Raw genomic sequence first — 26,870 nt, forward strand, 5'->3', positions numbered from 1 at the left:
GTCAGTTCTCCCCGTTCGTCTCGTCGGTCGTGTGGCCGGAGTAGTCGGCGTGGTGCGGGTTCTCCCAGACGACCGTGCCGCCCATGCCCAGGCCCACGCACATCGTGGTCAGGCCGTAGCGGACCTCGGGGTGCTGCTCGAACTGGCGCGCGAGCTGAGTCATGAGGCGCACGCCCGACGCCGCGAGGGGGTGACCCACCGCGATCGCGCCGCCGTACTGGTTGACGCGCGCGTCGTCGTCGGGCATGCCGAAGTGGTCCAGGAACGCCAGGACCTGCACCGCGAAGGCTTCGTTGATCTCGAACAGGCCGATGTCCTCGATGCTCAGCCCGGCCTGGGCCAGGGCCTTCTCGGTCGAGGGGATGGGGCCGATACCCATGACCTCGGGGTCGACGCCCACGTAGGCGAACGACACGAGGCGCATGCGGGCTGGCAGGCCGAGCTCGGCCACGACGTCGCCCGCCGCGAGGAGCGAGACAGCGGCACCGTCGGTCAGCGGGGACGCGTTGCCCGCGGTGACCTTGCCGCCGGGGCGGAAGGGCGTCTTGAGGTGCGCGATGTCCTCGACGGTCGTGCCCGGGCGGGGCAGCTCGTCGGCCGTGGCCAGGCCCCAGCCCTGCGCCGGGTCGCGCAGCGCGACCGGGACGAGGTCCGGCGTCACGTCGCCGTTGGCGAGCGCCTTGGCGTACTTGGCCTGGCTCGCGACGCCGTACGCGTCCGCGCGTTCCTTGGTCAGGTGCGGGAAGCGGTCGTGCAGGTTCTCGGCAGTCGCGCCCATGACCAGGGCCGTCGAGTCGACGAGCCTCTCGGCGACGAAGCGCGGGTTGGGGTCCGCGCCCTCGCCCATCGGGTGATGGCCCATGTGCTCGAGGCCGCCCGCGAGGGTCACGTCCTGGGCACCGATCGCGATGGCCGACGCGGTCGTGGTGACCGCGGTCATGGCGCCCGCGCACATGCGGTCGATCGCGAAGCCCGGGACGGACTTCGGCAGTCCGGCCAGCACGGCCACGCTGCGCCCGAGGGTCAGGCCCTGGTCGCCCGTCTGGGTCGTCGCGGCGAGGGCGACCTCGTCGATCCGCTCGGCCGGGAGCTCGGGGCGGCGGCGCAGCAGCTCGCGCACGGCCTTCACGGCGAGGTCGTCGGCACGGGTGTTCGCGTAGATGCCGTCAGGGCGGGCCTTGCCGAACGGCGTGCGCACCCCCTCGACGAAGACGACGTCGCGGACGGTCCGGCGCGAGCCCGAACCCTTGCTGGCCACAGTCATGGCTTCTCCTGATCTGGACGGCGGTGTCCCTGAGCGTCACCGCTCAGCGTTGGTACAGGCTACCCGCGGTACCAGGAAAATGCACGAAAGTGTGAGACCGAGTATCGGCAACGAGCGACGGACCCGCTCGACCACAGGGGTTCGAGCGGGTCCGTCAGGGTTCGTCGGGCGAATGTCCAGCGATACGCAGTCTCGCGCGATCCGGGCGCGCTAGCCCCGCCAGGAGCTGTTCTCAGCTGCCGCCGCGCAGCTTGCGCACGACCTTCTTGGCGGTCGGCAGGCCCTTGTTCCACGCCGTGTACCACATCGAGAACGGCACGTCGATGCTCCCGACCAGCTCGTCCTCGTGGGACGCGAAGCCGCGCTTGAACGTCGAGATCCCGTCGTTGAGCAGCCCGTTGACGTCGTAGCGCACCACTCCGCGGTCGCGCATCGCGTTGATCGCGTACCACTTGAGGCCGTAGTTGGCCCGCAGCCGCTGCCCCTCCTCGTCCATGCCGCCGTACAGCTCGAACGACGTCCGCGCCGAGGCCGCGAACCACACGAACGAGACCGGACGGTCGTGCGGGCCGCCCTCCGCCGAGCGCGCGAAGGCCGCGAACACGGGGGAGTGCTCGCCCAGCTCGTCGAACACGCGCTCGTAGTACGAGTCCTCGTGCAGGCCGAAGCCCGCGCGCTCGGCCGTCTGGCGGTACAGGCGCAGGCAGGCGGCGAGCTCGCCGCGCGTCGTCACGGGGCGGAACTCGAGGTCCTCGCGCTCGGACTTGCGGATGTACTGGCGGGTCTTCTTCGCCATGTCGGACATGAGCTCGTCAGGCGTCTTGCGCAGGTCGAGGATCAGCGTCGTCGGGTAGAGCACCGGGTTGACCGCGGGGGCCGCACCCTCGAGCTCGAGCGACGTCCCGGCGTCCCAGTCGGGCTCGAGCGTGATGCCCACGCCGCCCACGTTCTTGCGGCACCACTGCACCACGGCCTCGGTCACGGCCGAGCGCGTCGCGGGATAGCCGACGCCGTCGGGCATGACGACCGGGCCGCGCGGGACGTAGCTGAGCGCCTTGAACTGCGCGGGGAGCGAGCGGACCAGGACCTGGGCGAGGCCCAGCACGGTCCCGTCGGGGCCCGCGACCTGCAGGCGGCGGGGCGTCCAGGCCCCGGCCCCCTTGACCTCGCCCCACCCCCAGAGCTGGAGCGGGTGACCGCCCATCGCGAGCACCTGCTCGTCCCAGGCGGCGCGGTCGGTGATCGTCGTGACGGTCAGGGTGGAGGACTCGGACAACATGCCCCTGACCTTACCGGCGGGGAGAAGCCCCGGACGACGGCGTCGTGCCGCCCGGGACGGTGGGCTCAGTCCGCGCTCGGGCCGCCCTGGTCCCCGCCGTCGTCCGCGCGGGTCGCGGCCCCCGTTCCCGTCGCGGGTGCAGGACGCGGGACCGACCCGGGGTCGGCGAGGGCCGCGGCGAGGGGCTCCGCCACGAGCCCGACCTGCCACTCGCGGGCACCGCGCCCGCGCAGGAACTGTGCGACGTGCTCGGTGTCCAGCGGCGTGGGCGGCGTCCAGCACACGCGACGCAGCGCGTCGGGCTGCAGGAGGTTCTCGAGCGGGACGTCGTGCTCGTCCGAGAGGCGCTGCACGACGGCGCGCGCCGCGTCCAGGCGACGTGCGGCCTCGGGGTCGCGCTCGGCCCAGGCGCGCGGGGGCGGCGGGGCGTCGCTGCGGGGCCCGCGCGAGCTCGGCAGGGCGTCCTGCGGCAGGGCCAGGGCCTTGTCGATCGCCTGCTGCCACGACGCCGCCCGGCGGGCCGTGTTGCGTCCCGAGAACGCCGGCAGCCGGACGAGCTCGGGCACCGAGCGCGGCATGGCCTGGGCCGCCGCGACGATCGCACGGTCGGGCAGCACCCGGCCCGGGGCGATGTCCCGACGACGGGCGTTCTCGTCGCGCGCCTCCCACAGGCTGCGCACGACCGCGAGGCTGCGCGGGTTGCGCAGCGCGTGAACGCCCGACGTACGACGCCACGGCTCCTCGCGCGGCGGCGGCGGGGGAGCGGTGCGCACGGCCTCGAACTCCTGCGCGGCCCACTCGGCCTTGCCCTGCTCATCGAGCCGCTCGCCCAGGATCTTGCGGAGCGGGATGAGCACCTCGACGTCGAGCGCCGCGTAGCGCAGCCAGTCCACGGGCAGCGGGCGCGTGGACCAGTCCGCGGCCGAGTGCTCCTTGGCGAGACCGAGGCCCAGGACCTCCGCGATGACCGCGGCCAGCCCCACGCGCTCCATGCCCAACAGGCGGGCCGCGAGCTCGGTGTCGAAGATGCGGGCGGGGTGCAGGTTCTGCTCGGCGAAACCGGGCAGGTCCTGCGAGGCCGCGTGCAGGATCCACTCGGCGTCGCCCACGGCCTCGCGCAGCGGCGAGAGGTCGGGGACGCCGATGGGGTCGATGAGCGCGGTCCCGGCACCCTCGCGGCGGACCTGGACGAGGTACGTGCGCTGGCCGTACCGGTAGCCCGAGGCGCGCTCGGCGTCTGCCGCGACGGGGCCTGAGGCCGCCGCGAACGCCGCGACGACCTCGGCGAAGGCCTCGGGGGTGTCGATCACGGGGCCGACGCCGTCGGCGGGCTCGGTGAGCGGGATCACTGACGGTGCAGCCGGTGCAGCCGGTGCAGCGGGGGCGTCGGACGTCGCAGGCGCGTCGGACGAGCGCGCGACGGGCGAGTCCTGCGCGCCGGCCTGGTCCGGGACGGACGCCGCGCGGGCACCGCCGCGGCCGTCGGGCGCGTGCGAGAACGAGGGGGTGTGGGCCGAGCTCATGGACCCACGGTATTGCGTCGCGAGCGCAACGACGTCACGCCGTCCGGGAGCGGCGGCAGACCGGCGGCCGTGCACAGCAGCGTGGACCAGGCGTCCAGGTGGGGTCCGAGGTCGGTCGAGAGGGGCGTCCACGAGGCCCGGATCTCGAGGTCGACGCCGTTCGCCTGGCCCGCGAGGGCGCCGAAGCTCTCGGACAGGACACGGGTCACGGTGCCGCCCTCGGCGAGCGCGTCGACCCCCGCGTGGTCGAGAGCCTCCTCGAGCCAGGTCCATGCGACCTCCCCGAGGAGCGGGTCGGTGGCCTGCTCGGGGTCGAGGGTCGCACGCACGAGCGTCACGACCCGGAACGTCCCGTGCCAGGACTCCTGGCCCGCCGGGTCGTGCAGCACGATGAACCGGCCGCTCGCGAGCGCCTCGCCCGCGGCGTCGGTCCCGTCGACCTCGCCCGTGAGCGCCAGGGCGAAGGGCGCGATGCGGCTCGGAGCCGTGACCTCGCGCAGCCTGACCTCGGGGCGCACCCGGCGGCGGCCGATCGACTCCAGGGCACGCAGGAAGTCCGGCGGTGCCTGCGGTTCTCCGGACTTGATCACAGCGGCACAGTACGAGCAGATGTCCACATCCTGGAGGTAAGGCGCGCGGAGGAGATCGAATCGTGATCGCCGGACTAGGCTGTCCTGAGTGTCCGCCGGCGCTCGTCGTCGGCTCGTCTCGCCGGCGTCCGGGACTCCTGCTCGCCGGTGCCCGCACCTACCCCGAGGAGCACAGCAGATGTCAGCCCGCGCACAGATCGGCGTCACCGGACTCGCGGTCATGGGCCGCAACCTGGCCCGCAACTTCGCCCGTCACGGCTACACGACCGCGGTGCACAACCGCTCCTTCGCCAAGACGCAGTCGCTCATCGCGGACCACGGCAGCGACGGCGACTTCATCCCTTCCGAGTCGATGGCGGACTTCGTCGCCTCGCTCGAGCGCCCCCGCAAGGTCGTCGTCATGGTCAAGGCCGGCGCCGCGACCGACGCCGTGATCGCCGAGCTCGTCCCGCTCCTCGAGCAAGGCGACATCATCATCGACGCGGGCAACGCGCACTTCCCCGACACGCGCCGCCGCGAGGCCGAGCTCAAGGAGAAGGGCCTGCACTACGTGGGCACCGGTGTCTCGGGCGGCGAGGAGGGTGCGCTCAACGGCCCGAGCATCATGCCCGGCGGCGCCCCCGAGTCCTACGAGACCCTCGGCCCGATCCTCGAGGACATCTCCGCCAAGGTCGACGGCGTGCCCTGCTGCACGTACGTCGGTCCGGACGGCGCAGGTCACTTCGTCAAGATGGTGCACAACGGCATCGAGTACGCCGACATGCAGCTCATCGCCGAGGCGTACGACCTCCTGAAGCAGGGCCTCGGCGCCTCCGCCCAGGAGATCGGCGAGATCTTCGCCGAGTGGAACAAGGGCGACCTCGAGTCGTTCCTCATCGAGATCACGGCCGACGTGCTCCAGCACGTCGACGCCGAGACCGGCAAGGCCTTCGTCGACGTCATCCTCGACCGCGCCGAGCAGAAGGGCACGGGCCGCTGGACGGTCCAGAACGCCCTCGACCTGGGCGTCCCGATCACGGGGATCGCCGAGGCGACGTTCGCCCGTGCGCTGTCGGGCTCGGTGCCCCAGCGCACCGCAGCCGTGGGCGTGCTGCCCGCCGACGCCGGCACGTGGGAGATCACGGACCGCGACGCGTTCGTCGAGGACGTCCGTCGCGCGCTGTACTCCTCGAAGGTCGTCGCGTACTCGCAGGGCTTCGACCAGATCGCCGCGGCGTCCCAGGAGTTCGGCTGGAACATCGACCGTGGGGCCATGGCCCGCATCTGGCGAGGTGGCTGCATCATCCGGGCCCGCTTCCTCAACCGCATCACCGAGGCGTACGAGCGCGACGAGAACCTTCCGCTCCTGCTCGCCGACCCGTACTTCACGCAGACCGTCGGCGAGGGCGTCTCGTCCTGGCGCCGGGTCGTGTCGCAGGCCGCGCTCAACGGCGTCCCGACGCCCGCGTTCTCGTCGTCGCTCGCGTACTACGACGGCGTGCGCGCGGAGCGTCTGCCCGCCGCGCTGATCCAGGCGCAGCGCGACTTCTTCGGGGCGCACACGTACCAGCGCGTGGACAAGCCCGGTGTGTTCCACACCGAGTGGTCCGGTGACCGCAGCGAGAGCGCTGAAGGCGACGCGTGAGCCGAGGGGTGACCCGGCCGGCTGTGGTGCACCCCATCATCCTCGGGGGTGATGCGGGTGCCTACAGCCTGGCCCGCGCTTTTCACGAGGCGTACGGCGTGCACAGCACCGTCGTCTCGATCGTCTCGACCCGGAACATGCGGTACTCGCAGATCCTGACCAACGTCATCGAGCCCCGGCTCGACGACCCGGAGGTCATGGTCGCCACGATCCGTCGGCTCGCTGCGCAGGCCACGGCCCCTGTCATGGTCGTCACGTGCACCGACTGGTACGTCCGTGCGCTCTCCGAGCAGCGGGCCAAGATCGAGGACGTCGCGGTCGTGCCGTACACGAGCGTGGACCTGCTGGACCGTGTCATGGACAAGCAGCGCTTCTCCGAGCTGTGCCACGAGCTGGGGGTCCCGCACCCCCGCACGGTCGTGCGCCGCGGGGGCGAGCAGGTCGGCGAGCTCGGTCTGCGGTTCCCGATCGTGGCCAAGCCGGGCGACAACGTGGCCTACCACCACACGTCCTTCGCCGGGAAGCAGAAGGTGCACCACCTCACGGACGTCTCGCAGCTCGAGTGGCTGCTGCGGGTGGCCGGCGAGGCGGGGTACCGCGAGCCGTTCATCATCCAGGAGTTCGTCCCGGGCAACGACTCGCAGATGCAGATCATGACGACGTTCTCCGCGCAGGACGGCACCGTGCGCATGGCACACGGCGGCCGCGTCCTCATCGAGGAGCACACCCCGGGGACGCTGGGCAACCCGGCGGCCATCCTCACCGAGGTGCTCCCGCAGGTCGAGGCCGACGCGCGTCGCCTCGTCGAGCACCTGGGGTGGACGGGGTTCGCGAACTTCGACATCAAGGTGGATCCGCGCGACGGTCGGGCGCACTTCTTCGAGCTCAACCCGCGCACGGGCCGGTCGAACTACTACCTGACCGCGAGCGGCATCAACCCGGTCACGTACTGGGTGGGGGAGCACCTGCAGCAGGGGCGCACCCCGGATCCCCGGCGCGTCCCGATCCTCTACCGGATCGTGCCCGGCCCGCTCCTGAAGAAGTACCTGCCGAGCATGAGCGACCCCACGGTCGCGCCCCGGCTCAAGAAGGTGCGTCGCGTGGCGCACCCGCTCAAGTACAGCCGGGACCGCGACCCGCGGCGCTCGCTGTGGGTCTGGCTGTCGGAGCTCAAGCAGTACAAGAAGTTCGCCCAGTTCTACCCGGTGTCGGCCGCCCAGGCGGCCGCGCACCGGCAGGGCGGCGGGGCGTGACGCAGCCCGGCGAGCCGTCGACGCTCGCGGGGGAGGCGCCGGCGGGAACGCCGGCGCCTGTCCCCGCCCCGGTGACCCCGGCCCCGGTCGGGGTCATCGGGGGCGTCGGGCCGCTCGCGACCGCGTACTTCCTGCAGCTCGTCGTCCAGCTCACGCAGGCCGAACGGGACCAGGACCACCTGGACATGGTCGTGCTCAACCACGCGACCATCCCGGACCGTACGGCGTTCATCCTGGGCCGCTCGGCCGAGGACCCCGCGCCTGTCCTGGCGAACGACGCGCGGCGGCTCGAACGCTTCGGGGTGTCGTTCCTCGTGATGCCGTGCAACACGGCGCACTACTTCACCCAGCAGGTGATCGACTCGACGAGCGTGCCGCTCCTGTCGATCATCGACGTGACGGTCGCGGCGGTGCGCGAGCGGCAGCCGGGGCTCACCCAGGTGGGGCTCCTCGCGACAGAGGGGACCGCGACGTCCGGCGTCTACCAGGACGCGTTCGCGGCCGTGGGCGTCGAGACGCTGCTCCCGGACGCCGCGGACCAGGCGGTCGTGAACACGATCATCTACGACCAGGTCAAGGCCGGGCAGCCGGTCGACATCGACGCGCTGCACGGGGTCGCGCAGCGGCTCCAGGCCCGGGGGGCCGGCGAGATCGTGCTCGGCTGCACCGAGCTCTCGGTCGTCGCGGCGGACCACGCGCTGCTCGACGACCCGGTGTTCGTGGACTCGATGGACCAGCTCGCGCGGGCCACGATCCGCCGTGCAGGTCACCGCGTGCGCGAGGGCTGAGGCGCACGGCCGGCGCGACGGTGGCATGACGAGAGGGTGGGACGCCGGTGCGTCCCACCCTCTCGTACGTCGTGGCCCGGGGCCCGGCGTCAGCCCAGCTCGCTCGTGCCCGAGTACAGGTGCAGGACGGGCACGTGCAGCTCCTCGCGCGCCCGCGAGGCCCAGTCCTGGTGGAACGTGTCCTCGACCGCGTGCGGGTACGTGACGATCGCGATCTCGCGGACGTCGCCGGCCGCGACGGCGGCGCGCAGCGCGGGCAGCGGGTCGTCCTCGGTCACGGCCCCCTCGGCCTCGCGGCCCGCGGCACGCAGCTCGGCGACGCTCACGTCGAGCCGCTCCTGCGCCGTGGCCGTGGCCTGCGCGTGCGAGGGCTCCTTGCCGAGCACCTCGTCCCACGCCTCCTTGAGCTCGCCCACGCTGAGGTGGTCGATGATCGCGGAGACGACGTTGCGCTCGGTGTCGGCGGGCACGAGGACCCGGTAGGCGAGGGTCTCGTCGGGGTGGAGGGACAGGATGTGCTCCACGTCCACGGCGGCGAGGGTGTCTTCGGTCAGGACGAGGATGGTGTCGGTCACGGGACCAGACTAGCGACCGTCGTCACCGCAGCGCCCATCGGGCCACCAGCGTGCCGTCCGCGTGCAGGAGGTGGGCGAGACGGGGGTGCACGATCGGGGCGCTAGCGGCCGGGCCCTCCGGGCTGCCGGTCTCACGCTCGGCGCGGACGCCGGCGGGCAGCGGCGGCAGCCCGCCCACGATGCGTCCCGGTCCGGGGCCCACGAGCACTGGCGTCGTCGTGACGCACAGCTCGTCGAGCAGGTCGCGGGCCAGGAGGTCGGCGAGCAGGTGAGGGCCGCCCTCGCACAGCACCCGCGCGAGGCCCTGGGCGGCCAGGGCTGCGAGCCCGGCGCGCAGGTCGGGTCCGGGCGTGGGCGAGGGGAGGTCCCGGGCGGTGAGCGGCGCACCCGGGGGAGCGGCGGGGGGGGCGGCCCCGACGACGAGGATCCGGTCCGCCGGCACGCTCGCCCGCGCGACGCTCGCCCCGTGCTCGCCCGTGACGACGAACGGCGGGCGGTCGCCCCCGGCGAGCGAGGCGGGCAGGTGCCCGCTGCGCGTGACGACCGCGAGCTCGAGCGGTCCGCGGCCCGCCCGCAGGTGCTCGAGGCCGCGCGGGACGTCGAGCGCGGTGTAGCCCTCGGCGCGGGCCGTGCCCGCCCCGACGAGCACGACGTCCGCGAGTGCCCGCAGCACGCGGAAGACGCGCCAGTCGGCCGCGTCGTTGATGGTGCCCGAACGGTGGTCGGGGCCCCAGGCCCCGCCGTCGACGCTCGCGACCATGTTCGCGCGCACGTGCGGCCCGGGCGGTGAGGCGTAGAACGCGGCCAGCGCCTCCTCGTCGGGCGCAGGCTCCAGGCGGGTCCCCGCGAGGTGGCCCGAGCCTCCCGGTCCGAGCAGGACGTCCAGGGCGGGCAGCGCAGGGGTCCGTGGGCCCAGGGACGGCGGCGGGGGCGTGGGCGTGGTGACGTCCGACACAGCACTCATCCCGCCAGGCTAGTGCGCGTAGGCTGGATCCTCGTGACTGCTGCGCCTCCCGATCTCGCCGGGAACACGTCCGACCCGTCGACCCCGCCGCGCGTGCGTGCCCTGGCCGACATCCGGCCCGTCGTGCCGCCCACCCGCCTGCTCGCCGACCTCGTGCCGCCCCGCCACTTCGCGGTCGCCCGCTTCTCGACGTACCGGGCGAACCCGGACTACCCGAGCCAGGGCTCGACCGTCGCGCGTCTCGAGGAGGTCGGTGCCCAGCTCGCGCCCGGAAAGGTGCGGCGCGGCCTGTTCGCGAAGCGCAAGGCGGCCCCCGCGATCTACATGGACGGCGGGTTCGGCGTCGGCAAGACGCACCTGCTGACCTCCCTGGCCCACGCGGTGGGCCCCGACGCGGCCTACGGGACGTTCGTCGAGTACACCAACCTCGTGGGTGCACTGGGCTTCCAGGCCACGGTCGACGCCCTCGCGACCAAGCGCCTGGTCTGCATCGACGAGTTCGAGCTCGACGACCCGGGCGACACGGTCCTCATGTCCCGCCTGCTGCGCGAGCTCGCGGACCGGGGCGTCGCGCTCGCCGCGACGTCCAACACGCTGCCCGGCTCGCTGGGCGAGGGGCGCTTCGCGGCCGAGGACTTCCTGCGCGAGATCCAGGCCATGGCCGCGCGCTTCGAGGTCATGCGTGTCGACGGTGAGGACTACCGCCACCGCGCGGTCGTGACCGAGACGCAGCCGCTGCCGGCCGACGTCGTGGCGCGAATCGCCGCGTCGCACCCGGGCGCGACGCTCGACTCGCTCGACGAGGTCCTCGACCACCTGCGCGGCGTCCACCCGAGCAGGTACGGCGCGATGCTCGACGACGTCACGCTCGTCGCGCTCACGGGCGTGCACCCCGTCACGGAGCAGTCGGCCGCGCTGCGGCTCGTCGTCCTGGTCGACCGCCTGTACGACCGGGACGTCCCGGTGCTGCTCGCCGACGGCGTCGCCGCCGACGGCGGTCCCGGCGCTGAGGGGGGGACGAGCGGGGCCGCGGTCTCCTCGCTGTTCACCGAGGAGATGCTGCGCGGGGGCTACCGCAAGAAGTACTTCCGGGCGCTGTCGCGCCTGGGCTCGCTCGCCGAGGACGGTCGCGCGCTCACGCGGACTCCAACCGCCTGAGCTCGGTCGCGACGTCGAAGTCGGCGGGCGGCCACCCCAGGTCCAGGCGGCGCAGCGCGTCGAGCACGAGCTCGGAGACCGCGATCCTGGCAAACCACTTGGCGTCCGCCGGGACGACGTACCAGGGAGCGACCTCGGTGTTCGTGCGTTCGATCGCGGCCTGGTAGGCCTCCTGGTACGCGGGCCACCTCCGGCGCGCGTCGATGTCCCCCGGGTTGTACTTCCAGTGCTTCTCGGGGCGCTCCAGCCGCTCGCGCAGGCGCACCTTCTGCTCGTCGAGGGACACGAACAGCGCGACCTTCACGACGGTCGTGCCGGCCTCGACGAGCTCGGCCTCGAACGCGTTGATCTGGTCGTAGCGCGCCTCCCAGACGTCGGGCGGGACGAGCTCGTCCACGCGGGCCACGAGCACGTCCTCGTAGTGCGAGCGGTCGAAGACGCCGAGGTAGCCGGGGTCCGGCAGCGCGCGACGGACGCGCCACAGGAAGTCGTGCTCGCGCTCCTCGGCCGTGGGCACCCCGAAGGACGTGTGCTGGACGCCTTGCGGGTCCACCAGACCGATGACGTGCCGCACGATGCCGCCCTTGCCGGCGGTGTCCATGCCTTGCAGCACCAGCAGGACGGAGCGGTTCCCGCCGCTGCGTCCCTCGGCGAACAGCCGCTCCTGCAGCTCGGAGAGCTCGTCGGCGTGCGCGTCGAGCAACCGTTCGGCCTGCTTGCGGCCCTGCGACCACCCCGGTGTGGAGGCGCGGTCGAACGCCGCGAGGTCGAAGCCACGCGGGGCGCGCAGCGCCTCGACGGGTGGTACGTCCCAGGCGGGCGACCGCTTGTCACCGGCCTTGCCGCGTGCGCGGCGTGATGCCGGGTCGACGAGGGCCTCGTCGGACGGTGGGGCCGGTACGGCGGAGCCGGACGAGTGCTTTCCCATGCGGCGAGACTAGTCAGCGAGACGTGAGGACGACAGCGGAACGGGCTCCGACGTGCACGGAGGACCCGCTCGGCGTCGCCGCGGGAGCGCTCGACGCACGGTCCGGGCCGCCCGGGAGGCCGCCCGGCGTGCTCTCCACGGCAGGTGGCCACTGCGCGGTCACGCGCCACGCTCGGCGTGAGGCGGGCAGGAGCGTGGTGCGCGGCTGCGTCCCGATGTTGACCGCCGTGACCAGCTTGCCCCGCTGCACCAGGACGACCCCGCTCGGCCCGCGGTGCACCAGGCGAGGCGTGTCGTCGGGGACCGTGCGGCGCAGCGCGAGGAGCGTGCTCCACCACGCGTGGAGCCGGCCGGAGACGGGGAGCACGAGGCGCGGGACGAACGCCGAGGCGAGGACGAGCGCCGCGGCGAGTGCGCGGGCGTCGTCCCCGCCCTCGGCAGCGGTGTCGGTCGTGACCTCGACACCCTCCCCGGCCGTGCAGGCCGGCGGGGCCAGGCCGATCATGATGCGGTCGGCGTCGGGGATCGTCAGGAGCCGGCTCAAGGCGCCGAACCAGGCAGGATCCGTGGCGCGCGCGCTCCTCAACAGCTCGTGGAACGCGTCCTCGACCTCGTGGACCCACACCTGGCTCAGGCCGCGTCCGCCCTGCTCGGCGGGGACGAGCAGGCGCGGGTCCTGCGTGTCGCACTCGCCCACGAGGCGGACCGGACGCTGGTGGGTCGTCGTCGCGGCGTCGGCCGTGCGCGCGACCTCGACCAGCACGTGGACCGGCGAGGCGTCCGCCAGGTCCTGGACCCGGGCGATGCGCAGGGCGTCGACGTGGAAGTCGTCGAACCACCGCCTGGCGCTCGACGTGATCCAGTCGTGGACCTCGCGGCTGCCCGCACGGTCGAGGTTGATCCTGCGGCCGCTCGGCAGGTCGGCGGGTGGCGGTGCGGGTTCGTCGGACAGCGGTGGGCCCGCGAGGTAGCCGTTCAGCGTCGGTCGCAGCCGCGTGCGCTGGGGCGAGAGGTAGGGTGCGAACGACTGGAGGAAGATCGCCCCCGGTGCGGCACGGTGGTAGGCCACGCCCAGGGAGACGCCGAGCCCGCGGGCGTGCGCGGCGTCGACGAAGCGCTGCAGGGCCCGGGGCCCGCCGAACTCCTCGCACACGGTGTACAGGTGCGGGCACACGACTCCCGCGACCGATCCGATCGTGTGGAGCTCGACGACCGCGACCCCCAGGTCGACGAGCTCGTCGAACCGGTCGGCGGCGGCGTCCAGGGTGCCCTCCGGGGTGAACGTCGCGACGTCGATCTCGAGGACCGCGCCCTGGGCGGCCGGGCCGGTCCACGCGGCGTCGGTCCAGGTGAACGTCGGGTCGAACGAACGGCTCCAACCCAGGAGGCCGTGCGGCTGGCGAGGGCTGCGGGGGTCGGGCAGGGGGCGCCCGCCGTCGACCGAGAAGGCGTAGTCGGTGCCGGGGGCCAGGTCGTCGTCGGCACTCCACCAGCCCGGGAGGTCCATCCCGACGAGGCGCAGGGGCCGGCGCTCGGTCCGCGTCCCGGTCGGGACGTGGTCGTCCGGGGTGACGCCGGCCTCGCGGGGGAGGACCACCTCGAGCGTGCGGGCCTGCGGCGCCCAGACGACCGGGCGGGGGCCGGGGACCGTGAGCGTGGGAGCAGGGTCGGGCGGTTTGGTGATGTTGCGATAGCGCGACGTCATACGGCATGCACCTCGCCGGCCTCCCGGACCAGCAGGACCGTCGCGAACGAGGCGACCGTGATCCGCTCGCGCGCGGCGTGCACGGAGGGCTCGGGCTCACCGGGGGACTCGGTGCGCACGAGCGTGCGCCACCGTTCGCCGTACGCGGCGTCGGGCAGCGTGAAGTCGAGCGGGGAGTCCGAGGCGTTGAGCAGCAGCAGGAACGAGTCGTCGACGATGGGCTCGCCGCGGCGGTCGCGCTCGGGCAGGTCGTCACCGCCCAGGAAGACCATGACGGACCGGGCGTAGCCCTGGTTCCAGTCGGTCGTGTCCATGCGGCTGCCCGAGATGTCGAACCAGTCGATGTCCGGGATCTCGCCCTCGGGCGTGCCGGCCGGTCCCTGGAAGAAGCGGCGGCGGTGCAGCAGGGGGTGCGCCCGCCGGATCCCGACCATGCGCCGGGCGAACGCCAGCAGGTCGCTGCGCTCGTCGTCGAGGCCGTCCGGCCCGCCCCAGTCCATCCAGGTGATCTCGTTGTCCTGGCAGTAGCCGTTGTTGTTGCCGTGCTGCGTGCGCCCGATCTCGTCCCCGTGCGAGAGCATCGGGACGCCCTGGGACAGGAGCAGCGTCGCGAGGAAGTTGCGGCGCTGCCGGGCCCGCAGCGCGCGGATCTCGGGGTCCTCGGTGGGCCCTTCGACGCCGCAGTTCCACGACCGGTTGTGGTTCTCGCCGTCGGCCCCGCCCTCGCCGTTGGCCTCGTTGTGCTTCTCGTCGTAGGACACCAGGTCGGTGAGGGTGAACCCGTCGTGGGCCGTGACGAAGTTGATCGACGCGATGGGCTTGCGTCCCGTGTGCTCGTAGAGGTCCGAGGAGCCTGTGAGGCGGCTCGCGAACTCGGGCAGCATCGCGGGCTCACCGCGCCAGAAGTCACGGACGGTGTCGCGGTACCGGCCGTTCCACTCGGTCCACAGGGGCGGGAAGCCGCCCACCTGGTAGCCACCGTCGCCCAGGTCCCAGGGCTCGGCGATGAGCTTGACCTGGGACACGACCGGGTCCTGCTGGACGATGTCGAAGAACGCCGAGAGCCGGTCGACCTCGTGGAACTGGCGGGCGAGGGTCGCCGCGAGGTCGAAGCGGAACCCGTCGACGTGCATCTCGGTGACCCAGTAGCGCAGCGAGTCCATGATGAGCTGCAGAACGTGGGGGGAGCGCATGAGCAGCGAGTTGCCCGTGCCGGTCGTGTCGAAGTAGTGGGCCTCGTCGCCGTCGACCAGCCGGTAGTAGGCGGCGTTGTCGATCCCGCGGAACGACAGCGTGGGCCCCAGGTGGTTGCCCTCGGCCGTGTGGTTGTAGACGACGTCGAGGATGACCTCGATGTCGGCCTCGTGCAGCGCCTTGACCATGGCCTTGAACTCCATGACCTGCTGGCCGCGCGTGCCGTACGCCGTGTAGCCGTTGTGGGGCGCGAAGAAGCCGATGGTGTTGTAGCCCCAGTAGTTCGACAGGCCCTTGGCGACGAGCCCGGGGTCGTTGACGAACTGGTGGACGGGCATGAGCTCGACCGCCGTGACCCCGAGCGCCGTGAGGTGCTCGATCACGGCCGGGTGCGCCATGCCCGCGTACGTGCCGCGGAGCTCGTCGGGCACGTCGGGGTGGCGCATCGTCATGCCGCGCACGTGCGCCTCGTAGATCACCGAGTCGTGGTAGTCGCGCTGGGGCGGGCGGTCGTGGCCCCAGTCGAAGAACGGGTTGACCACGACCGACGTCATGGTGTGACCCAGCGAGTCCTCGGTGTTGGTCGGAGCAGGAGGGCCCGACGGCGTGGGCGGGGCGGGTGGCGCGTCCGCGTCCTGGGCGTCGCCCGGCTCGTCCGCCGCCGCGTCCGGGGCGGGCTGACCGTCGGGGTGCGCGGCGCCGTCGGGCACCTCGCCGAAGCGGTACGAGAAGAGCGACTCGTCGCCGTCGACCTGCCCGTCGATCGCCTTGGCGTACGGGTCGACGAGCAGCTTCGACGGGTTGCACCGGTGACCCGACGCGGGGTCGTAGGGGCCGTGCACCCGGTAGCCGTACCGCGTTCCCGGGCCGAGCCCCGGCAGGTACACGTGCCAGACGTGCGCGTCGACGTCCTCGAGCACGACCCGCGTCTCCAGGGGGCGGCCCTCGGCGTCGGTCTCGTCGCCGATCAGGCACAGCTCGACCTTCTCGGCGACCTCGGAGAACAGCGCGAAGTTGGTGCCCGTCCCGTCGAACGTCGCGCCCAACGGATACGGTCGCCCTGGCCAGGTCTGCATGGGTCGACCTTTTCATCCCGCGGGCGTGTTGTCGCCCACGGCACGCCCCGACGGGTGTGCGGGGGATCACGGCCGGGCGGACGAACCGGGAGGAACGGGCTGCTCTCCAGGCCCGACGACGGCGCTCGCCGCCCGCGATCGGCGTGCGTCATGGCGGGACGCACGGCCTGCCACGCCTGCCGAAATAGTGTGCCAAGCGCGGACGGCCACGCTGGGCCGACCGGACGCACGGCTCACCCGCCGGCCCTGACGGGCCGAGGAGAGCCGGAGGTCGGCGCGGGATCGTGCAACGAGCCGCCGGACCTGCTAGACCGGAGGTATGAGCAGCACGAGCGAGCACCGCACGCCCGACGCGGTCGACCTGAACGAGAGCGACGTCTCGTCCGCACGCATCTCTCCGCGTACCCGCATCCGGCTCGAGGACGAGGCGGACGCCGACGTCCGTGAGGGCGGTGACGCCTCGAAGGCCCCGCACTCGCTCTCCGAGGCGGAGCGCCAGCCGAGCGACGGCATGTCGAGCGGACGGTCCTGGGACGACCCCGACGAGCTCTGACCTGTCGACCGGGTTCCGGGGCCACCCCGGCACCTGCTGGTCGGCGGGGGAGGGCCCGGTCAGTCGATCGTGGGCAGCCGGTCACGGTCGACAGCGACGAGCCGCGGCATGCCCGCGGGGGCGACCTTGCTCAGCGCGACGTAGCGCGCCTCGGCCCGGTGGAGCCGGATGTGCTCGTCGAGCGACCAGTCCGGGCCGTTCGTGAGCTGCATCCCGCACGAGCAGTCGATCGTGACGTGCCCCTCGGCGGTGCGGCAGACCTGGCCGATGGTCACGTGCGACGTGTGTGCCTGGGCCTTGGCGCGGCGCATCGAGGCGCTGACCGGCTCGGCGGTGACGGGTTCGTTGACGCGGGAGTCCACCCGTCGAGCCTAGACGCTGCCGGCGGGGCCGGTGGAATCAGTGCTCGTGGGCCAGGCCCAGGGCGTGCGCACGCTCGTGCTCGGCCTCGGCGGCCTCGCGGGCCGCGATCCGGGCGCGCACCTCGGCGCGGCGCAACGGCGGGACCGTGCTCGGTGGCTGCCTGCGGTCCGGCAGGTCCGCGAGGAGCCTCGTGACGGTCTCGGCGATCTCGGCGACCGCGGCGTCGATCGGACCCCGGGTCGAGGCGCTGACGGACTGGACGCCGGCGACCTTGCGGACGAACTGCAGGGCCGCGGCCTGGATCTCCTCGTCGGTCGCCGGGGGCTCGAGCCCACGCAGGGCGGTGATGTTTCTGCACATGCTCCCGACGCTACGGGGCACCTGCCGGACCTTCAAGGGGTGGGCGCGTCCCGCCATCGGGCCGCGCGGGACGACCCCGGGCGAGCCCCGCTTCCTGGGGCCGCCCGTCCGGGGCGGCCCCAGGAGCGACGGGCTACGTCGTCTGCGCGTGCTTCTCGATGAACGCGGTGATCGCCGTCTGCTCGGCGGCGACCGCGGCGAGGTCGGGCTTGAACGGGCGGCCGTCGAAGTACCGCGGCTGACTGCCCTCCGGTCCGTGACAGGCGTCGATCGACGTCCGCCACTTCTCGGCGTGCTCACGCCACTCGACGCGGTCGACGATCGCGGGCTCGGTGAACCAGACGTTCCACGTCAGCAGGTTCCCCGGTGCCAGGAGGTTCCCCGACGACAGGTTGAACACGGACATCACGAGCTCGTTGAAGTCGTCGACGAGCTCGTCACCCGTCAGGGCGATGGGCGCGATCTCCGCCGCCAGGTTCGCGACGGCCCAGGCCGTGTCGTAGTGCTCGGCGAAGGGTGGGACAGGGAACCAGTCCGTCTGCCCCGAGCGCCCGGGCAGGACCGGCTCGGACGGCTCGCCGTGCCGATGGATGGGCACCCGGATCGCCTGCTTCTTGTCGGCGGGGAACGGTCGACCGGTCGTCGAGAAGAGGTCCCACAGGAGCTGGACGAGAGGGCTCTGGACAGCGCTCGGGCTGAACCAGATCTTGCCCTCGACCGTCAGGTCGGCTGCGACCGTCCGGCTCGGCTCGTCGACCCACCCGCGCTGCCCCGTCACGGAGACCTCGATGTTGAGCGTCCCGAACGACGGCGAGCACGCGCCCTGCTGTGGGCAGATGACGGAGTACACCCGACCGGCGTTCGTGTACCCGACGCGCGAGATGTCCGGGGCGAACATCTGGTAGGCGCGCGAGTCCGGCGTCCCGGGGACCGTCTCCCAGCTGAACTCCGGCCACAGGACCGCCTGCTGGCGATCGAGCAGGTCGATGTTCGCCATGTTCTCCAGCAGCGGCAACGACGAGAGGTCGGGATCCGGGTAGGCGAAGGCCGGGTTCGACTCGGCGAAACCGCCGACCCATCCGGGCGGGACGGGTTTGTTCTGGTCAGGTGTCACGTTTCTGCTCCTCGGTAGCTCGACTCGTCCGGCGGCACCCTGCCGGCCGGACCTGAGGAGGGTGATTCCCCAGGCAGTGCCCCCACGTGCGGCCGTGGATCACCGAGCGTGCCCTTCCCGGTGGGTGGCCCGCGCTCGGTGCTTCGGTGCTGGAGTCGTGCCCTGGCGTCGTCGACAGGGGTGCTCCGCGTCACACCGTCCCACGGGTGGTCGCACCGTGCGCGGCGAGAAGGGCCGGGTCTCGGATGCTGGCGGGGCAGGGGCTCGTCCGGCGCAGAGAGCGGTGCCGGACGCCGGTCGTGGCCGACGCCTCGTGAGGTCGCGAGCATGAGAAAAGGCCGTCCCGGTGGGGGACGGCCTTTCGTGGTGGTGGGCGATACTGGGATCGAACCAGTGACCTCTTCCGTGTCAGGGAAGCGCGCTACCGCTGCGCCAATCGCCCAGGGCTGATCTGCGAGAGAACAGCGCAAGGGGGTACTGCTGTGCTGAGAGGTGGAGATGGGATTCGAACCCACGTGCACGGCTTTGCAGGCCGCTGCCTCGCCTCTCGGCCACTCCACCAGGTCGAACCCGACAGGTCCGAAGACCTATCCGAGCGGACGACGGGATTCGAACCCGCGACCCTCACCTTGGCAAGGTGATGCTCTACCACTGAGCCACGTCCGCGCTGCCGACCTCGACCGGATCTCTCCGGCGTTTTTCGGCGCGTCACAGACTCTAGCCGACAGATGGGGCAAGAGTCCAAATAGCCCCAGGTGAGAGGGGTGGAGGGCCTGGTTCTCGCGAGTCGCTGCCCGTGGAGGGGGCGAAAGGGGCCGTCCGGGGGCTCGGTCGAGCTCGGTCGACGCGGAGTCGCCGCGCGAGGCCGCCGCCGGCAGGTTCACGTCGGCGGGAGCAGCGGCGTGGGGCCGGTGTCACAGGTCTGGCGGCACGGGTCTGGCCGTGCAGGTCCGGAACGTCAGAAGCCCGGGAACGCCGAAAGGCCGTCCCGGTGGGGGACGGCCTTTCGTGGTGGTGGGCGATACTGGGATCGAACCAGTGACCTCTTCCGTGTCAGGGAAGCGCGCTACCGCTGCGCCAATCGCCCAGGGCTGATCTGCGAGAGAACAGCGCAAGGGGGTACTGCTGTGCTGAGAGGTGGAGATGGGATTCGAACCCACGTGCACGGCTTTGCAGGCCGCTGCCTCGCCTCTCGGCCACTCCACCAGGTCGAACCCGACAGGTCCGAAGACCTATCCGAGCGGACGACGGGATTCGAACCCGCGACCCTCACCTTGGCAAGGTGATGCTCTACCACTGAGCCACGTCCGCGCTGCCGACCTCGACCGGATCTCTCCGGCGTTTTTCGGCGCGTCACAGACTTTAGTGGACCGAAGCGCCGGGCGTCCAACCGGACGGGCCGCCCCTCGGGGATCGGTAGCGTTGTCACGTGCCAGCTCAGCGATGCCAGAACCCCAGGACCCGCGAAGTTCCGCGGCTTCCTGACGATCCGTCGACGCGGGGCAGGTGGGGCGAATGAGGCGCGGGTCACGCTTCGACGCCCCGCGCGAGGCAGACGGACGGCGCGGACGCCGACCCTCTGACCTGCACGGAGACCACGAGACGGCCAGCACGGCCAGCACGGCCGGCGTCGCCGTCGACGCACCTGCCGTGGCCGGGGCCGGGTTCGCGTCATTCGCGGGCCGACACGGCGCGGGCGTCGTCGAGTGCATCGACCTGATGGTCGACTCCGCGCGACTCGCCGAGGGGCTCTGGTTCGTCGTGGCCGACTTCGAGGACCCGGCGCACGGCGGTCGGGCGCGTGCGTGGCGCTTCGCCCACCACGGGAGGACCGAGGCCGACCTGCCCGCAGACGCGACGCCGTCGGGCGGGGAGGGGGACTGGCGTGGGCCGGGGCCCGACGCCTGGCGCAGCTCGCTGTCCCGCGACGAGTACCAGGCCGCCGTGGCGGCCGTCCGCCACGCCGTGCACGAGGGCGACGTCTACCAGGCGAACATCTGCCGCGTGCTGGCCGCGCCCCTGCCTGCAGGCGACCGCGAGCCCGACGCCCGGGCCCTTGCGCGCACCCTCGCGGCCGGCAACCCCGCCCCCTACGCGGGCGCGATCCACGTCCCCGCGGTGAGCGGCGTCGACCCCGTGTGGGTCGTGACGGCTTCCCCCGAGCTGTTCCTGCGGCTCGAGGACGGCGTGCTGTCGTCGGGGCCCATCAAGGGCACCGCGCCCACGGTCGACGGCCTGCGGGAGAAGGACCGCACCGAGAACGTCATGATCACCGACCTCGTGCGCAACGACCTGCAGCGGGTGAGCGAGCCGGGGTCGGTCGAGGTCACCGACCTCCTGGCCGTCGAGGCGCACCCGGGCCTCGTGCACCTGGTCTCACGCGTGCAGGGGCGCGTCACGGTCGAGGAGGACGCCCCGGGCGACCTGTGGGGGCAGGTGCTCGACGCGACGTTCCCGCCCGCGTCGGTGTCGGGGGCACCCAAGTCGTCGGCGCTGCGGATCATCCGCGAGCTCGAACGCGGACCCCGCGGCCCGTACTGCGGAGCGGTCGGCTGGATCGACGCCGACACGGGAGAGGCGGAGCTCGCCGTCGGGATCCGGACCTTCTGGTGGAGCGACGACGAGCTGCGCTTCGGGACCGGCGCGGGCATCACGTGGGGGAGCGACCCGGCCGAGGAGTGGGCCGAGACCGAGCTCAAGGCTGCGCGGCTCGTCGCGCTCGCGTCGGGCGCGCCTGCGGCAGACTGAGGTCATGTCGATCGTCGTGTGGGTGGATGGGTCCTTCGTCGAGCCGCGGGAGCGCGCCCTGAGCGCGCTGGACCACGGCGTGACCGTGGGGGACGGGATCTTCGAGACGTGCGCCGTGTACGGCGGTCAGGCGTTCGCCCTGACGCGTCACCTGCGGCGCCTGGGGCGGTCCGCGGCAGGCATGGGCCTGCCGGCGCCCGACGAGGCGCGCATCCGCGACGGCGTCGCGCAGGTCCTCGCTGCGGCCGGGGAGAGCGCGGGGCGCCTGCGCATCACGGTCACGGGCGGGTTCGGGCCCATGGGGTCGGGGCGCGACGACGGCGAGGAGACGATCGTGATCGCCGCGGGCCCGGCCTCGCCCGGTCCGACGTCGCGGGCCGTGCGCTCGCCCTGGGTGCGCAACGAGCGCTCGGCCGTGGCCGGCCTCAAGACGACCTCGTACGCCGAGAACGTCGTCGCGCTCGCCGACGCCGTCGCGCGCGGGGGGGACGAGGCGATCCTCGCCAACACCGTCGGCGACCTGTGCGAGGGCACGGGCGCCAACGTCCTCGTCGAGGTCGGCGGCGAGCTCGTGACGCCCCCGCTGTCGTCGGGCTGCCTCGCGGGCATCACGCGCGAGCTCCTCCTCGAGTGGGCCGCGGAGGACGGGCTGCCGGTCCGCGAGGCGACGCTCCCGTTCTCGGTCCTCGACCGGCTCGTGCCTGGCCCCGACGGCGGAGCCTCCTCAGGCCTGGGCCTCGCCCTCGCGGGGAGCGTGCGCAACATCCAGCCGGTGGTCTCGCTCGACGGCGTCGCCGTGCGCGCCGGGGAGCTGTCGCTCGCGGCGCGCGAGCTGTTCGACCGGCGGCGCAGGGAGCACATGGACCCGTGACGGTGTGGTGCGCGGCGACCGAGGCCCGGGATCCGGCCGCTGCGGGCCCCGCGGCGCTACGCTGGGGGAGTCCCGTCGCGGCGGGCTGGGAGGCCGGCCCGGAGGCCAGTTCGCGATCTGGGTCGAAATACGGCTAATATCTTCCAGGACGCACGGCCGGACCGAGAGGTTCAGTCGCAGCGGGCGATTGGCGCAGTGGTAGCGCGCTTCGTTCACACCGAAGAGGTCACTGGTTCGAACCCAGTATCGCCCACCGAAACAGAAGGCCCTCGATCAGCGGAAACGCTGGCCGAGGGCCTTCTGCGTTGTGCAGCGTGCGAGGAACCTACGGAGAGTTCCGCCCGGCCTGGCCGACGACGGTTGCCTCCCGAGCACCCGTGGCCGGGTCAGGTCGCGGCGGGTGCGAGCGACTGCTCGGCGCGCTCTGCGCTGCCGGTGGCGAGCCCACGATCGATCGCCCGGCGTGACACGAGCCACATCACGACGGCGACGAGGAGCACGGCCGACTCGGAGACCGTCAGCGACCAGACGATGCCCGAGAGCCCGAACCAGAGGTTCCCGAGGATCACGATCGGGATGAAGAGGACGCCCTGCGCCAACGAGATCACGATCGCCGGGGTAGCGCGCCCCGTGGCCTGGAAGAGCGAGGTGAGGAGTCCGGTGAACCCGTTCATGACCATCGCGACGAGCTGCGCCGTGAGGATCGTGACGCCGACCGTGAGCATCGAGGGGTCGGTCGAGAAGGCGGAGAACAGGGGCTCGCGGAAGGCGAGCACGGTCGCCGCCGAGACCAGGGAGATGCCGCCCACCGCGAGCGCGGAGACGCGCACGGCCGAGCGGAGACGGTTCCGGTCGCCCTTGCCGTACGCGTAGGCGAGCAGCGGGAGGACACCGAGCGTGACGCCCATGACGAGGAACTCGGGCACCTGGGCGATGCGGACCGCGACGCCCATGGCGCCGAGCGCGCTGTCGCCGTAGGCGACGGCGAGGTTGTTGAGCACCAGGGACGTCACGATCAGGAAGGACGCCTGGAGCAGCTCGCTCACACCGACGCCGAAGACGGGCTTGAGCACGGAGGGGGAGAGCGTGAACCAGCGCGGAGCGAGGCTCGCGTGCTCGCTGTTGCGGTGCAGCCAGAGGGCGAAGTAGGCGACGAGGCCGAGGTTCGACAGGCCCATCGCGAGGGCCGCGCCGGCGACGCCCTGGTGCAGCACGAGGATGAGCAGGACGTCGAGAACGACGTTGGCGATCGTGGAACCGATGAGGCCGATCATGACCTGGCGGGCGGCACCCTCGGCGCGCACGAGCTGTTCGAGGCAGAACGCTGCGGTCAGCACCGGCACGAAGGCGAGCATGACGCTCACGTAGGCGTTCGTCGCGGGCGCGGCAGCGGCGTCCGCGCCCAGCAGCGATACGAGGGGGTGCAGCAGGAGCAGACCGAGGCCGCCGAAGACAGCGCCGGCGATCACCGACCCCCAGAGGGCGAACGACGAGACGTGCTTGATCCTGCCGGCCTGCGCCGGGTCGCGGTCCACCGCGCCGAGCATCCGGGAGACGAGCGCGCCGCCGCCGACGCCGAACACGCCGCCGATCGCCATGACGAGACCGAGCAACGGTGTGCCGAGCGTGATCGCGGCGAGGAGCGCGCTGTCGTGGAGCGAGCCGACGAAGCCGGCGTTGATGACGTTGTAGACCGCGCCGACGATCATCGCGGCCGCCATGGGCACGCACAGGTGCACCAGGGCGCGGACGACGGGCGCGGACGCGAGGTACCAGTGATTGGTGCCGACGTCGTCCGTCGTCACCGTGGGTTCGAGGGTGCTGGAGCTCATGACGGCTCCTTTCGGGCAGGGTCGAGCGCGCGTCGGCGGGCTCCGACGCGGCGAGGTGGAAGGGGTGGTCGGTGAGGGACGAAACGCCCTCGCGGTTACGAGCGGGTGGGCTGCGGCAGCTCCGCGGTGATCTTCGTGAGCAGGGAGAGCAGGGTGGACCGCTCGTCGGGGGTCAACGGGGCAAGGATCGTCTCGTCGGCCTCGGCCATCGCGACGTCGAAGCCGGCGATGAGCTCGGTCCCCGCCGGTGTGGCGAAGACGCGCTTGCGGCGTTCGTCACCGCTCTGCGTGCGGCGCTCGATGAGTCCGCGGCGCTCGAGCCCCTGCAAGAGGCTCGAGACGCTCGCCGCGCTCGTGCGGCTGACCGCTGCGATGTCGCGCTGGATCGCACCCGGGTTCTGCACCAGGTAACCGAGCACGAAGGCCTGCTCGTGGCTCAGGTCGCGCTCGCGGATCCAGTCCTCGCCGACCTTGCGCTGGGCCCATCCGATCCAACGGACCAGCTCGAGGCTGCTGGAAAGTCTGATGCCCTGTTCGCTCATGGTTAGAAGGCTAATGATTTGAGCCCTAACTGTCAACCATCGAACTGATGCTCGCGCGGTCCCCGTCACCGACGGCCCGGAGTCGGCGTCGACGGTGACCTCTCCCTGACGACCGCTCAGCCCTCCTCCGCGCCCTCTCGGCCCGAACCCGTTCCCCGCGGCCCCGCCCCCTCCGTACGTTCGCCGTGTCACCGAGCGCTCGACCGAGAACGCTCGACCAGCACACGAGGAGACGACATGAGACGGCGCGGGAAGATCACCTGGGGGATCACGGGAGGCGCCATGGCGCTGCTCCTGGCGGGAGCCGGAGCGCTGGCGTACGCGAACCGTCCCCTCTCGCGGGCGCAGGTCGACCAGGCCGTCGAGGAGCGGCTGCGCGACGCCGTCGCGGGCGACCCGACGCTCTCCAACGCGTTGCTCACGGTGTACTCGGGTCCGGAGGACCGGCTCCTGCAGTACGCGGTCGGCACCGAGCGGGCGGGCAGCGACGTCCCCGCGCGGACCGACAGCCCGTACCACTCGGCGAGCGTGGGCAAGACGATGCTCGCGGCCGTCTACGGGCAGCTCGTCGACGAGGGCACGCTCACGTTCGACGACCCGGTCGCGGCCTGGCTGGACGCCGAGACCCTCGCCGACCTGTTCGTGGTCGACGGCACGGACCACGCGGCCGAGGTGACGGTCGGGCAGCTCCTGGCGCACACGTCGGGCGTGGCCGACTACTTCGAAGGGCCGGTGACCTCGGGCGTACCGGTCCTGGAGCAGGTCGCGGCCGACCCGGACCACCTCTTCACGGCCCAGGAGCTGGTCGCGTTCTCGCGGGACCACCAGGAGCCGGTCGGTGTCCCGGGGGAGACGTTCGCCTACTCCGACACCGGCTACCTGCTCCTGGGGCTCGCGCTCGAGCGCATCGAGGGCGCGCCCTACGCGCAGGTCCTCGACGACCGCCTGTTCACGCCCCTCGGCATGGCCGGCAGCCGCCTCCTGACCGAGTTCGGCGAGGGCACGGACATCCTGTCCCTGACGGCCGACGGCGTCGACATCAGTCGGCGGAACGCGCTCTCGGTCGACTGGGCGGGCGGGGGAGTGGTGACCACGATGGACGACCTGCTGCTCTTCCTGCGGGCGCTCATGGGCGGCGACCTCGTCTCGGACGAGACGCTCGCCACCCTCACGAGGTTCGAGCACGACGTGGACAAGGGCATCGGCTACGGCATGGGCATCATGCAGTTCCGTTTCTCGGAGCTCTCACCGCTCCTGTTCGCGATGTCCGACGTGCACGGCGCGGTCGGCGCCACCGGGACGTACGCGCTGTACGATCCGAGCGGCGACACGTACTACATCGCGAACTTCGGCTCGCTCGACCACCGCCAGAAGGCGATCGAGGAGCTGGTGCAGGTCCGGTTGCTGGTCGACCGCCTGCGGGACTAGCCGGACCACGACGGGGCAAGGACGATCCATGGTGCAGCTGGTCTGCTCGCCAGCGGTGGCGGAGCGGCTCCGTCGGGAGCTCGCCGCCGTCGGGATCGCCGTCGACGACGACGGGTGGACTCTCGTGGAGCGCGGCTTCGACGTCCCCGCGGGCAGTCCCGCCGTCGTGTTCGACCCGCTCGACCACGTCGAGGTCGTGCGGATGCTCGCGACAGGGCTGCGCGAGGGGACCACGGGTCCGCCCCGGATGCTCACGGGCCAGAGCGGCAGCTCGTTCATGGTCATCGCACCGCGTGAGGTGCGCTACTTCGAGGCCGCTGCTGACGGGATCGTCGCGTGCACCGCCACCGGGCGCTACCGGGTGCGCGAGACGTTGGCGCACTACGAGTCGGCCTGGGCCGGGCTGGGGTTCCTCCGCGTGAACAAGTCGCAGCTCGCGAACCTCCTGCACGTGACCGAGATCGTGCCCTGGTTCAACTCGCGCTACGTGCTCCGCCTCACCGGTGGCGCCGAGCTCGAGGTGTCCAAGACCTACGCCAAGCGCCTGCGCAGCGCGCTGAAGATGTGAGGAGGAACGTATGAACTTCCGGAACGTCGTGAGCTCGTTCTTCCTCGGCCTGGGGATCGGCGTCGTCGTGATCCTGGCGAACCCTGGCGCGGGCGACCCGGGGCTGTGGGCGCTGACGGTTCTGGCGAGCGGTGGCATCGGGCTGCTCGTGGGGCTGGTCACCGAGTGGCTCACGTCGCTGCTGCCGATCCGGCTCGCCCGCCCCCGCACCTACTTCCTCCTCAACGGGCTCGTCGCGCTCGTGACGACGGCCGCGATCATGCTGGGCCTCGCGGGGCTGGCCGCCGGGACGGGGGCGGGGGCCGGACCGCAGGGTGCTGCGCGGGACTGGTGGCCCGTCGTCGGGCTCGTGCTGGCCATCGTCGTCGTCGCGAACGTCGCCGACTACCTGGTGTTCCGCTGGACGAGGGCGCGGCTGCGCAGGATGCAGGCGTCGCTCGGCCAGGCTTCTCGTGAGCAGGGGTCGGCCGAGCCGCCCGACGCGGACTGATTCGTGCGGCGCGCACACCCCACGGACGGTCCACGCCCCACCGGCAGCCGCGAGCACGACGACGGCGCCGCCCCCCCCCG

At 72.4% G+C, this 26,870-nt stretch carries 24 protein-coding genes and 7 tRNA genes; 11 read left to right on the top strand and 20 right to left on the bottom strand.

What is annotated here, in order from left to right; translation table 11 throughout:
• Position 1 precedes the first annotated feature (1 nt).
• The 4 genes from H9652_RS05115 to H9652_RS05130 form a co-directional block, all read right to left on the bottom strand.
• A complete protein-coding gene (locus H9652_RS05115) occupies positions 2-1,264 on the bottom strand; it encodes a thiolase family protein (RefSeq protein WP_191795271.1) in 1,263 nt (420 codons plus the stop codon).
• Between the two features lie 232 nt (positions 1,265-1,496).
• Positions 1,497-2,543, bottom strand: a complete 1,047-nt coding sequence (locus H9652_RS05120; protein WP_191795273.1) for a lipid II:glycine glycyltransferase FemX — start codon at positions 2,541-2,543, stop codon at positions 1,497-1,499.
• A gap of 65 nt (positions 2,544-2,608) precedes the next feature.
• Positions 2,609-4,066 carry an HRDC domain-containing protein gene (locus H9652_RS05125; RefSeq protein WP_191795276.1) on the bottom strand — a complete coding sequence of 486 codons (1,458 nt, stop codon included), beginning with the start codon at positions 4,064-4,066 and terminating at the stop codon, positions 2,609-2,611.
• Positions 4,063-4,656 carry a DUF3000 domain-containing protein gene (locus tag H9652_RS05130; protein ID WP_318243987.1) on the bottom strand — a complete coding sequence of 198 codons (594 nt, stop codon included), beginning with the start codon at positions 4,654-4,656 and terminating at the stop codon, positions 4,063-4,065. Before H9652_RS05130 ends, H9652_RS05125 begins: the two co-directional genes overlap by 4 nt.
• A gap of 178 nt (positions 4,657-4,834) precedes the next feature.
• On the opposite strand from H9652_RS05130, the gene gndA reads away from it, so the two are divergent.
• The 3 genes from gndA to H9652_RS05145 all read left to right on the top strand — a co-directional run bounded on the left by gndA (position 4,835) and on the right by H9652_RS05145 (position 8,321).
• Complete coding sequence (gene gndA / locus H9652_RS05135) at positions 4,835-6,280, top strand: NADP-dependent phosphogluconate dehydrogenase (protein WP_191795281.1); 1,446 nt, start codon at positions 4,835-4,837, stop codon at positions 6,278-6,280.
• A 98-nt stretch (positions 6,281-6,378) separates the two neighbouring features.
• Positions 6,379-7,533: a carboxylate--amine ligase gene (locus H9652_RS05140; protein WP_318243988.1), complete on the top strand. Its 1,155-nt coding sequence runs from the start codon at positions 6,379-6,381 to the stop codon at positions 7,531-7,533.
• Positions 7,530-8,321, top strand: coding sequence for a cysteate racemase (locus tag H9652_RS05145; RefSeq protein ID WP_318243989.1), 792 nt, complete (start codon positions 7,530-7,532; stop codon positions 8,319-8,321). Before H9652_RS05140 ends, H9652_RS05145 begins: the two co-directional genes overlap by 4 nt.
• An 89-nt stretch (positions 8,322-8,410) precedes the next feature.
• On the opposite strand, the gene H9652_RS05150 is transcribed toward H9652_RS05145, so the two are convergent.
• Positions 8,411-8,896: a hypothetical protein gene (locus tag H9652_RS05150; protein WP_191795283.1), complete on the bottom strand. Its 486-nt coding sequence runs from the start codon at positions 8,894-8,896 to the stop codon at positions 8,411-8,413.
• 22 nt (positions 8,897-8,918) lie between these two features.
• Positions 8,919-9,860 (bottom strand): dihydrofolate reductase family protein, encoded by a 942-nt coding sequence (locus H9652_RS05155; protein ID WP_191795286.1) that lies wholly within the window; start codon positions 9,858-9,860, stop codon positions 8,919-8,921.
• A 33-nt stretch (positions 9,861-9,893) separates the two neighbouring features.
• Here H9652_RS05155 and zapE point away from each other — a divergent pair, with 33 nt between their 5' ends.
• The gene (zapE, locus tag H9652_RS05160) at positions 9,894-11,018 is read left to right on the top strand and encodes a cell division protein ZapE (protein ID WP_404821995.1); all 1,125 of its coding nucleotides are present in this window, start codon (positions 9,894-9,896) and stop codon (positions 11,016-11,018) included.
• Here the strand turns inward: zapE and H9652_RS05165 are convergent.
• The 3 genes from H9652_RS05165 to glgX are packed head-to-tail and all read right to left on the bottom strand — an operon-like array spanning position 10,996 to position 15,921.
• Entirely contained in the window at positions 10,996-11,946 is a 951-nt protein-coding gene (locus H9652_RS05165) for a polyphosphate kinase 2 family protein (RefSeq protein WP_191795288.1), read from the bottom strand. The two genes, zapE and H9652_RS05165, sit on opposite strands and share 23 nt — an antisense overlap.
• 13 nt (positions 11,947-11,959) lie before the next feature.
• Positions 11,960-13,651, bottom strand: coding sequence for an alpha-amylase family protein (locus H9652_RS05170; RefSeq protein ID WP_191795291.1), 1,692 nt, complete (start codon positions 13,649-13,651; stop codon positions 11,960-11,962).
• The gene (gene glgX / locus H9652_RS05175) at positions 13,648-15,921 is read right to left on the bottom strand and encodes a glycogen debranching protein GlgX (RefSeq protein WP_191795293.1); all 2,274 of its coding nucleotides are present in this window, start codon (positions 15,919-15,921) and stop codon (positions 13,648-13,650) included. Before glgX ends, H9652_RS05170 begins: the two co-directional genes overlap by 4 nt.
• Positions 15,922-16,240: 319 nt before the next feature.
• Here glgX and H9652_RS05180 point away from each other — a divergent pair, with 319 nt between their 5' ends.
• Complete coding sequence (locus H9652_RS05180; RefSeq protein WP_191795295.1) at positions 16,241-16,474, top strand: hypothetical protein; 234 nt, start codon at positions 16,241-16,243, stop codon at positions 16,472-16,474.
• Positions 16,475-16,533: 59 nt separating this feature from the next.
• Here H9652_RS05180 and H9652_RS05185 read toward each other — a convergent pair whose 3' ends face one another.
• From H9652_RS05185 to H9652_RS05225, 9 genes are all read right to left on the bottom strand, one after another.
• The gene (locus tag H9652_RS05185) at positions 16,534-16,836 is read right to left on the bottom strand and encodes a hypothetical protein (RefSeq protein WP_318243990.1); all 303 of its coding nucleotides are present in this window, start codon (positions 16,834-16,836) and stop codon (positions 16,534-16,536) included.
• A 37-nt stretch (positions 16,837-16,873) separates the two neighbouring features.
• On the bottom strand, positions 16,874-17,197 hold the full coding sequence (locus H9652_RS05190) for a DUF2277 domain-containing protein (RefSeq protein ID WP_191795298.1): 324 nt from the start codon (positions 17,195-17,197) through the stop codon (positions 16,874-16,876).
• A gap of 133 nt (positions 17,198-17,330) precedes the next feature.
• Positions 17,331-18,311 carry a hypothetical protein gene (locus tag H9652_RS05195; protein ID WP_191795301.1) on the bottom strand — a complete coding sequence of 327 codons (981 nt, stop codon included), beginning with the start codon at positions 18,309-18,311 and terminating at the stop codon, positions 17,331-17,333.
• A gap of 367 nt (positions 18,312-18,678) precedes the next feature.
• Positions 18,679-18,753 (bottom strand) — tRNA-Val (locus H9652_RS05200).
• Between the two features lie 48 nt (positions 18,754-18,801).
• A tRNA-Cys gene (locus H9652_RS05205) sits at positions 18,802-18,872 on the bottom strand.
• Between the two features lie 33 nt (positions 18,873-18,905).
• A tRNA-Gly gene (locus tag H9652_RS05210) sits at positions 18,906-18,977 on the bottom strand.
• Between the two features lie 346 nt (positions 18,978-19,323).
• Positions 19,324-19,398: transfer RNA gene (locus H9652_RS05215), tRNA-Val, on the bottom strand.
• 48 nt (positions 19,399-19,446) lie between these two features.
• Positions 19,447-19,517 (bottom strand) — tRNA-Cys (locus H9652_RS05220).
• Between the two features lie 33 nt (positions 19,518-19,550).
• Positions 19,551-19,622: transfer RNA gene (locus tag H9652_RS05225), tRNA-Gly, on the bottom strand.
• 204 nt (positions 19,623-19,826) lie between these two features.
• On the opposite strand from H9652_RS05225, the gene H9652_RS05230 reads away from it, so the two are divergent.
• The 3 genes from H9652_RS05230 to H9652_RS05240 all read left to right on the top strand — a co-directional run bounded on the left by H9652_RS05230 (position 19,827) and on the right by H9652_RS05240 (position 22,183).
• Entirely contained in the window at positions 19,827-21,059 is a 1,233-nt protein-coding gene (locus H9652_RS05230) for a chorismate-binding protein (protein WP_449866964.1), read from the top strand.
• Positions 21,060-21,063: 4 nt separating this feature from the next.
• Entirely contained in the window at positions 21,064-21,930 is an 867-nt protein-coding gene (locus H9652_RS05235; RefSeq protein ID WP_191795302.1) for an aminotransferase class IV, read from the top strand.
• 181 nt (positions 21,931-22,111) lie between these two features.
• Positions 22,112-22,183 (top strand) — tRNA-Val (locus H9652_RS05240).
• A gap of 133 nt (positions 22,184-22,316) precedes the next feature.
• Here H9652_RS05240 and H9652_RS05245 read toward each other — a convergent pair.
• Both H9652_RS05245 and H9652_RS05250 read right to left on the bottom strand, forming a co-directional pair.
• Entirely contained in the window at positions 22,317-23,762 is a 1,446-nt protein-coding gene (locus H9652_RS05245) for an MATE family efflux transporter (RefSeq protein WP_191795303.1), read from the bottom strand.
• 95 nt (positions 23,763-23,857) lie between these two features.
• On the bottom strand, positions 23,858-24,304 hold the full coding sequence (locus H9652_RS05250) for a MarR family winged helix-turn-helix transcriptional regulator (RefSeq protein WP_191795304.1): 447 nt from the start codon (positions 24,302-24,304) through the stop codon (positions 23,858-23,860).
• Positions 24,305-24,541: 237 nt separating this feature from the next.
• On the opposite strand from H9652_RS05250, the gene H9652_RS05255 reads away from it, so the two are divergent.
• Genes H9652_RS05255 through H9652_RS05265 form a run of 3 tightly spaced genes read left to right on the top strand, consistent with a single transcriptional unit; the run spans position 24,542 to position 26,790 of the window.
• Positions 24,542-25,732, top strand: coding sequence for a serine hydrolase domain-containing protein (locus H9652_RS05255; RefSeq protein ID WP_191795305.1), 1,191 nt, complete (start codon positions 24,542-24,544; stop codon positions 25,730-25,732).
• Between the two features lie 28 nt (positions 25,733-25,760).
• Positions 25,761-26,300 (top strand): LytTR family DNA-binding domain-containing protein, encoded by a 540-nt coding sequence (locus H9652_RS05260; protein ID WP_191795306.1) that lies wholly within the window; start codon positions 25,761-25,763, stop codon positions 26,298-26,300.
• A 10-nt stretch (positions 26,301-26,310) separates the two neighbouring features.
• Positions 26,311-26,790, top strand: a complete 480-nt coding sequence (locus tag H9652_RS05265; protein WP_191795307.1) for a hypothetical protein — start codon at positions 26,311-26,313, stop codon at positions 26,788-26,790.
• The last annotated feature ends 80 nt before the right edge of the window (positions 26,791-26,870 follow it).

It is taken from the genome of Oerskovia rustica, assembly GCF_014836555.1.
GTDB lineage: Bacteria > Actinomycetota > Actinomycetes > Actinomycetales > Cellulomonadaceae > Oerskovia > Oerskovia rustica.

Excerpts from the sequence above, each read along its gene's own strand:
- H9652_RS05250 (WP_191795304.1), bottom strand. The coding sequence starts at position 24,304 with ATGAGCGAACAGGGCATCAGACTTTCCAGCAGCCTCGAGCTGGTCCGT.
- H9652_RS05265 (WP_191795307.1), top strand. The coding sequence starts at position 26,311 with ATGAACTTCCGGAACGTCGTGAGCTCGTTCTTCCTCGGCCTGGGGATC.
- H9652_RS05255 (WP_191795305.1), top strand. The coding sequence starts at position 24,542 with ATGAGACGGCGCGGGAAGATCACCTGGGGGATCACGGGAGGCGCCATG.
- glgX (WP_191795293.1), bottom strand. The coding sequence starts at position 15,921 with ATGCAGACCTGGCCAGGGCGACCGTATCCGTTGGGCGCGACGTTCGAC.
- gndA (WP_191795281.1), top strand. The coding sequence starts at position 4,835 with ATGTCAGCCCGCGCACAGATCGGCGTCACCGGACTCGCGGTCATGGGC.
- H9652_RS05165 (WP_191795288.1), bottom strand. The coding sequence starts at position 11,946 with ATGGGAAAGCACTCGTCCGGCTCCGCCGTACCGGCCCCACCGTCCGAC.
- H9652_RS05230 (WP_449866964.1), top strand. The coding sequence starts at position 19,827 with ATGAGGCGCGGGTCACGCTTCGACGCCCCGCGCGAGGCAGACGGACGG.
- H9652_RS05155 (WP_191795286.1), bottom strand. The coding sequence starts at position 9,860 with ATGAGTGCTGTGTCGGACGTCACCACGCCCACGCCCCCGCCGCCGTCC.
- H9652_RS05120 (WP_191795273.1), bottom strand. The coding sequence starts at position 2,543 with ATGTTGTCCGAGTCCTCCACCCTGACCGTCACGACGATCACCGACCGC.
- H9652_RS05235 (WP_191795302.1), top strand. The coding sequence starts at position 21,064 with ATGTCGATCGTCGTGTGGGTGGATGGGTCCTTCGTCGAGCCGCGGGAG.
- H9652_RS05170 (WP_191795291.1), bottom strand. The coding sequence starts at position 13,651 with ATGACGTCGCGCTATCGCAACATCACCAAACCGCCCGACCCTGCTCCC.
- H9652_RS05260 (WP_191795306.1), top strand. The coding sequence starts at position 25,761 with ATGGTGCAGCTGGTCTGCTCGCCAGCGGTGGCGGAGCGGCTCCGTCGG.
- H9652_RS05180 (WP_191795295.1), top strand. The coding sequence starts at position 16,241 with ATGAGCAGCACGAGCGAGCACCGCACGCCCGACGCGGTCGACCTGAAC.
- H9652_RS05125 (WP_191795276.1), bottom strand. The coding sequence starts at position 4,066 with ATGAGCTCGGCCCACACCCCCTCGTTCTCGCACGCGCCCGACGGCCGC.
- H9652_RS05190 (WP_191795298.1), bottom strand. The coding sequence starts at position 17,197 with ATGTGCAGAAACATCACCGCCCTGCGTGGGCTCGAGCCCCCGGCGACC.
- H9652_RS05115 (WP_191795271.1), bottom strand. The coding sequence starts at position 1,264 with ATGACTGTGGCCAGCAAGGGTTCGGGCTCGCGCCGGACCGTCCGCGAC.
- H9652_RS05245 (WP_191795303.1), bottom strand. The coding sequence starts at position 23,762 with ATGAGCTCCAGCACCCTCGAACCCACGGTGACGACGGACGACGTCGGC.